Annotated in this window: 4 protein-coding genes; 3 read left to right on the plus strand and 1 reads right to left on the minus strand. The window is 72.6% G+C overall.

Annotation, left to right across the window (positions count from 1 at the left end; translation table 11 throughout):
• Positions 1-198: 198 nt before the first annotated feature.
• Entirely contained in the window at positions 199-2,481 is a 2,283-nt protein-coding gene (locus ACFV4F_RS37980; protein WP_380438597.1) for an FdhF/YdeP family oxidoreductase, read from the plus strand.
• Positions 2,482-2,539: 58 nt separating this feature from the next.
• Here ACFV4F_RS37980 and ACFV4F_RS37985 read toward each other — a convergent pair whose 3' ends face one another.
• Positions 2,540-4,120 (minus strand): NlpC/P60 family protein, encoded by a 1,581-nt coding sequence (locus ACFV4F_RS37985; protein WP_380509689.1) that lies wholly within the window; start codon positions 4,118-4,120, stop codon positions 2,540-2,542.
• A 380-nt stretch (positions 4,121-4,500) separates the two neighbouring features.
• Between ACFV4F_RS37985 and ACFV4F_RS37990 the strand changes: the two genes are divergently transcribed.
• Both ACFV4F_RS37990 and ACFV4F_RS37995 read left to right on the plus strand, forming a co-directional pair.
• Positions 4,501-5,739 (plus strand): anion permease, encoded by a 1,239-nt coding sequence (locus ACFV4F_RS37990; protein ID WP_380509692.1) that lies wholly within the window; start codon positions 4,501-4,503, stop codon positions 5,737-5,739.
• Between the two features lie 26 nt (positions 5,740-5,765).
• A complete protein-coding gene (locus ACFV4F_RS37995) occupies positions 5,766-6,026 on the plus strand; it encodes a hypothetical protein (RefSeq protein ID WP_380438591.1) in 261 nt (86 codons plus the stop codon).
• Positions 6,027-6,157 lie beyond the last annotated feature (131 nt).

Here is a 6,157-nt window from a genome sequence, read left to right on the forward strand (position 1 = left end):
CCCCGTTTTTATTGATCCGGCCACCACCGAGATATACACTTGATTTGTCGGCGGCAGCGTCAGTTGTTTATAAGCCACAGCCCCCCACCCCACGCCCCGCGCAGCGGCCCTCCCACCCCGATCCCCCAGGTGAAAAGATGGTCCCCGGACCCCCGCGACGGTGCGGCGGCCCGAAGAGCAGAGCCGAGGAGCGCAGTCATGCCGAAGCAGGCCCCGCAGAGCGACCCCCTGCAGGACGCCCCCGAGGTGTCCGCGCCGCAGCACGCGGCCGCCGGCCTGCCCGCCGTCGGCCACAGCCTCCGCATGGCCACCGAGCAGATGGGCGCCCGCCGCACCCTCGCCACGCTCCTCAAGGTGAACCAGCCGAACGGCTTCGACTGCCCCGGCTGCGCCTGGCCGGAGCCGGACAAGACGCACACCGCGGAGTTCTGCGAGAACGGCGCCAAGGCCGTCGCCGAGGAGGCGACCGAGCGCCGGATCCGGGCCGAGTTCTTCGCCGCGCACCCGGTCGCCGACCTGGCCGAGCGCTCCGGCTACTGGCTCGGACAGCAGGGCCGCCTCACCCAGCCGATGCTGCTGGAGGAGGGCGCGACGCACTACACCCCGGTCTCCTGGGACGACGCCTTCGCGCTGATCGCCGAGGAACTCAAGGCCCTCGACACCCCGGACGGCGCCGCGTTCTACACCTCGGGCCGCACCAGCAACGAGGCCGCCTTCGCCTACCAGCTGTTCGCCCGCCGCCTGGGCACCAACAACCTGCCGGACTGCTCCAACATGTGCCACGAGTCCTCGGGTTCGGCGCTCACCGAGACGCTCGGCGTCGGCAAGGGCAGCGTGAGCCTGAAGGACCTCTACCAGGCCGACCTGATCATCGTGGCCGGCCAGAACCCGGGCACCAACCACCCCCGGATGCTCTCCGCCCTGGAGCGCGCCAAGCGGGCCGGCGCGAAGATCGTCAGCGTCAACCCGCTGCCGGAGGCGGGCCTGGAGCGCTTCAAGAACCCGCAGAACGCCCGCGGCCTGGTCGGCCACGGCACCAAGCTGACCGACCTGTTCCTGCAGATCCGCCTCGGCGGCGACCTCGCGCTGTTCCGGGCACTCAACCAGCTGGTCCTGGAACGAAACGGCGTCGACCGCACCTTCGTCAACGAGCACTGCCACGGCTACGAGGAGTTCGAGGCCCAGGCCACAACGACCGACCGGGACGAAGTCCTCGCCGCGACCGGCCTGCCCTGGGAGCAGATCGAGGAGCTCGGCCGCATGGTGCTGGCCTCGAAGAAGATCATCGTCTGCTGGGCGATGGGCCTCACGCAGCACAAGCACGCCGTCCCGACCATCCGCGAGGTGGTCAACTTCCTCCTGCTGCGCGGCAACGTCGGCCGCCCCGGCGCGGGCGTCTGCCCGGTGCGCGGGCACAGCAACGTGCAGGGCGACCGGACGATGGGCATCTTCGAGCGGCCGAGCAAGGCGTTCCTGGACGCGCTCGGCAAGGAGTTCGCGTTCGAACCGCCGCGCGAGCACGGCCTCGACTCGGTGGACACGATCCGCGCGATGCGCGACGGCAAGGTCGGGGTCTTCTTCGCGATGGGCGGCAACTTCGTCGCGGCGACGCCGGACACCGAGGTCACCGAGGCCGCGATGCGGCGCTGCCGGCTGACGGTGCACGTCTCGACCAAGCTGAACCGCTCGCACGTGATCACCGGAGCCCGCGCGCTGATCCTGCCCACCCTCGGCCGCACCGACCGGGACGTCACCGGCTCGGGCGCCCAGTTCGTCAGCGTCGAGGACTCGATGGGCCAGGTGCACGCCTCGCGCGGCGGCCTGCGCCCGCCCGCGCCCGGTCTGCTCTCCGAGACCGCGATCATCTGCCGCCTCGCCCGCGCCGTGCTCGGACCGCAGGACACCGTGCCGTGGGAGGACTTCGCCGGCGACTACGACACCCTGCGGGCCCGGATCGCCCGGGTCGTGCCCGGCTTCGAGGACTACAACGAGAAGGTGCGCCGCCCCGGCGGCTTCACCCTGCCGCACGGCCCGCGCGACTCCCGGACCTTCCCGACCGCCACCGGCAAGGCCAACTTCACCGTCAACCCGCTGACCGCCCCGGAGGTCCCGCCGGGTCGCCTGCTGCTGCAGACGCTGCGCTCGCACGACCAGTACAACACCACGATCTACGGCCTCGACGACCGCTACCGCGGCATCAAGGGCGGCCGCCGGGTGGTCCTGGTGAACCCGGCCGACGCCGCCGAACTCGGCCTGACCGAGGGCGCGTTCGTCGACCTGGTGGGCGAGTGGAAGGACGGCGTCGAGCGCCGCGCACCGCACTTCAAGGTGGTCCACTACCCGGTGGCCCGCGGCGGGGCCGCGGCCTACTACCCCGAGACGAACGTACTGGTCCCGCTCGACTCGACGGCCGACATCAGCAACACCCCCACGTCGAAGGCGGTCGTCATCCGGTTCGAGCCGGACAGCACCGCGGGCTGAGCCTCCAAACAACGGAGAGGCCGCCCCTCAGGGCGGCCTCTCCATCCGGCTACAGGACTCAGGGCAGCAGGCCACCGATCAGCGGCAGCGTGGCAGTGGCGCTCCCGGGCGCCGAAGCAGTGGGCGTCCCCGTACCGGACGGCGTCGGCGTGCCCGTACCCGAAGGCGTCGGCGTGCCCGTCCCACTCGGCGTCGGCGTACCCGTCCCCGAAGGCGTACCCGTCCCCGAGGGAGTCGGCGTACCCGTCCCCGAAGGCGTCCCCGGGTTGCTCGGCGTCCCTGGCGTGGTGGACGGCGTCCCGGGCGTGGTGGACGGGGTCCCCGGGTTCGGCGCCGGCGTGCCCGGGACCGGGGTCGTGCCCGGGGCCGGGGCCGTGCCCGGGGCCGGGGCCGGCACCGGCGGCCGCTGCTCGGCCGGGGTCGGGGCGATCGGCGTGACGGTGTCCCAGCCGGTCGGGAGGTCGGGCACCTTCCAGGCGCCGCCGGCGTCGTCGGCCGCGCCGGACGGGTCGGGGCGGACGGCCCCGAGGATCGCCATCGAGCCGATCGGCGAGACCTTGATCACCGCGCCCGGCCGGGGGGCCTGCACGATCAGCCCACCGCCGATGTACATCGCGACGTGAGTGGCGCCCTGGAAGTACACGATGAGGTCGCCGGGCCGGATCTGGTTCAGCGCGACGTGCGGGAGCTCGGCCCACTGCTCCTGGCTGGTGCGCGGGATCGGCTTGCCGGCGTGCAGCCAGGCCTGCGAGGTGAGGCCGGAGCAGTCGTACGAGTCCGGGCCGATGCCGCCCCACAGGTAGGGCTTGTTGAGCTGGGCCAGCGCGAAGGCGACCGCCGCGCGACCGGCCAGCGAGGGCGTGCGCTCGCCCTGGCCGAGGGCGCCGCTGGCGAGGAAGGCGAGCTGGGCCTCGTCGGCCTTGGCCTTCTCCAGCTTCTCCAGTTCGGTGCGCTGGGCGCCGGTGAGCGAGGAGACCAGCTGCTCGACGGCGGCGAGGTCGGTGGCGACCTTGGCCTTCGCCGCCTCCTGCTGGGCGACGAGCGCCTGGGAGGTCTTGAGGGCGTCCGCGGTCTGCGCGGTCAGCCCGGCGAGTTCGTTGCGGTCGGCCTTGAGCCGGTCGAGGAACTCGGACTGCGAGCGGCTGGCGGTGGCGAGCAGCTCGGCGATGGTGACGGCCTCGTACGGGTCCTTGGAGAGCAGGAGTTCGGCGTAGGCGGAGGTGGCACCGTTGCGGTACTGGGCGGCGGCGAGCTGCGCGGCGATGTCGGTGCCGGCGTCGACCTGCTTCTGCTGGCGTTCGAGGCGGTTCTGCAGGTCGGTGAGGGCGGTCTGCTGCTCGGTGACCTTGGCGACCGCACCGTTGTACTGCTCGGTGGCGGCCTCGGCGCCCTGGTAGAGCGCGTGCAGCTGGTCGAGCAGCGGTCCGAGGGTGGCCTTGGCGGCGGCGAGCGGGTCGTCCCCCGGGGCGGCCGTGGGCGCCGTCACGCCGGGCGTGCCCGGGTCGGGTGCGGCGTACGCGGCCCCGGCGGCGAACGGGAGCGCCAGCGCGGCGGCGGCCAGCACGGCTCCGCAGCGCAGGGCGGCCCGCACCCAGGGTCGTACGCCCACCGTCTCGCCGCGCCGCGATTCCCCGCCCATGGGTCTTCCTCCCCGCCCTGCCCGTCCCCGGGTTCCCCGGATCCCGGCGATCCTCCCACGGGTTACCCGCCGGAAACAGGGCGCGCCAGGACCGGAAGGTGAATTCTCCGTTCACAGCCCCGTTCACAGCCCCGTTCACGGTCCCGTTCACGGTCCCGTTCACCTGTGAGACAGGTCTCAGCAAACGTGTGCGAACCGGGGCGTTCTTCGCTAAGGTCCAGCTCAGCGCGACCCATGTCACTCCTGCGAAAGCTTACGGCCATCGCCAGGACACCAGCGGAACCACGATTCCCGGCTCAGTTCACCTTCCGTTCACCGAACCTGCCTACGGTCGCGAGCGACACCAACGTCCGTGCGACAACTACGACGATTGTTTGGGTATGGAACACATCTCGTTCCTGGTAGCCGTTGTGATCATCACGGCGCTCGCCTTCGACTTCACCAACGGGTTCCACGACACCGCGAACGCGTCCGCCACCGCGATCGCGACGGGAGCCCTCCGGCCGAAGGTCGCGGTCACCATCGCGGCCGTCCTCAACTTCGCGGGCGCGTTCCTGTCCGTGAAGGTCGCCACCACCATCTCCGGCGGCATCGTCAACGAGAAGACCGGCATCCACCCCGAGATCATCTTCGCCGCCCTGGTCGGCGCGATCCTGTGGAACCTGCTGACCTGGCTGCGCGGCCTGCCGTCCAGTTCCTCGCACGCCCTGTACGGCGGCCTGATCGGCGCCACGATCGTCGGCGTCGGCATGAACGGCGTCAACTTCGACACCGTGGTCACCAAGATCCTGATCCCGGCGGTCGCCTCCCCGTTCGTCGCGGGCCTGGCCTCCTTCGGCGCCACGAAGCTGGCGTACCTGATCACCCGCCGCAGCAACGGGGCCACGACGGACAAGGGCTTCCGCAAGGGCCAGATCTTCTCGTCCTCGCTGATCTCGCTCGCGCACGGCACCAACGACGCCCAGAAGACGATGGGCATCATCACCCTGACCCTGGTCTCGGTCGGCGCCCTGCCCAAGGGCGCGCTGCCCCCCACCTGGGTGATCGTCTCGGCGGGCGCCGCGATCGCGCTCGGCACCTACATGGGCGGCTGGCGGATCATCCGCTCGATGGGCAAGGGCCTGGCGGACATCCAGCCGCGGCAGGGCTTCGCCTCCGAGTCGTCGGTCGCGACCGTCATCCTCACCTCGTCGCACATGGGCTTCGGCCTCTCCACCACCCAGGTCTGCACCGGCGGCATCATGGGCGCCGGTCTCGGCGGCCCGAAGCCGGAGCTGCGCTGGAGCATGGTCCGCCGCATGGTCTACACCTGGGGCCTGACCCTGCCGGCCGCCGGCCTGGTCTCCGGCGGCGCGGCCCTGGTGGTCCGCCAGGGCACCTGGGGCGTGGTGCTGGTCGGCGCCGCGCTGGTCGCCGGCGCGGGCGGCATGTGGCTGATCTCCCGCCGCCAGCCGGTCGGCGCGGACAACGTCAACGAGGTCGGCTCCGTCGAGGACGTCACGACGGTCGACGTCACCACGCTCGACGTCACCGCCGCCGACGTCACCGCGGTCGACGTCACCCCGGCCGCCCCGGCGAACGCCGCCCCCACCACCGCCTCGACCACGGTCGCGGCCTGAGCGCCGTCGGCTGAGGAGCACACACCATGCACATCAAGTGGAACGCCCTGGCCCAGACCGCCGGAATCAGCTTCGGCGTCACCGTCGCCGTGGTCACCGTCTTCGCGCTCGGCATCCTGGCCCTGTCCCGCCGCGAGGCCGCGCTGACCGCCCGCGAGGACGGCACCGCCCAGGCCGGCACCGCCCAGGCCGCCGGCGGCCGGCTGGCGCTGGCCGGCGCGTACGCCTGCTTCGCCGTCTGCGCCGCGGCCGTCGTCTACGGCCTGGTGCTGATCGCCGCGCCGTAGTCCCACCGCGCACACGCGAACGGGGGGGGGGGGGGGGGGCCCCCCCGCCCCCCCGGGGGGGGGCCCCGGGCCGCGGGGGGGGCGGGCGGGGGGGGGGGGCCCCCGCCCGCACCCGCGCGTCAACCCCCCCG

Origin of the sequence: Kitasatospora sp. NPDC059722 (assembly GCF_042733235.1) — a bacterium.
Lineage (GTDB): Bacteria > Actinomycetota > Actinomycetes > Streptomycetales > Streptomycetaceae > Kitasatospora.

Bases quoted from the DNA above. Each gene is read 5' to 3' on its own strand.
- ACFV4F_RS37980 (WP_380438597.1), top strand. From the start codon at position 199: ATGCCGAAGCAGGCCCCGCAGAGCGACCCCCTGCAGGACGCCCCCGAG.
- ACFV4F_RS37985 (WP_380509689.1), bottom strand. From the start codon at position 4,120: ATGGGCGGGGAATCGCGGCGCGGCGAGACGGTGGGCGTACGACCCTGG.
- ACFV4F_RS37990 (WP_380509692.1), top strand. From the start codon at position 4,501: ATGGAACACATCTCGTTCCTGGTAGCCGTTGTGATCATCACGGCGCTC.
- ACFV4F_RS37995 (WP_380438591.1), top strand. From the start codon at position 5,766: ATGCACATCAAGTGGAACGCCCTGGCCCAGACCGCCGGAATCAGCTTC.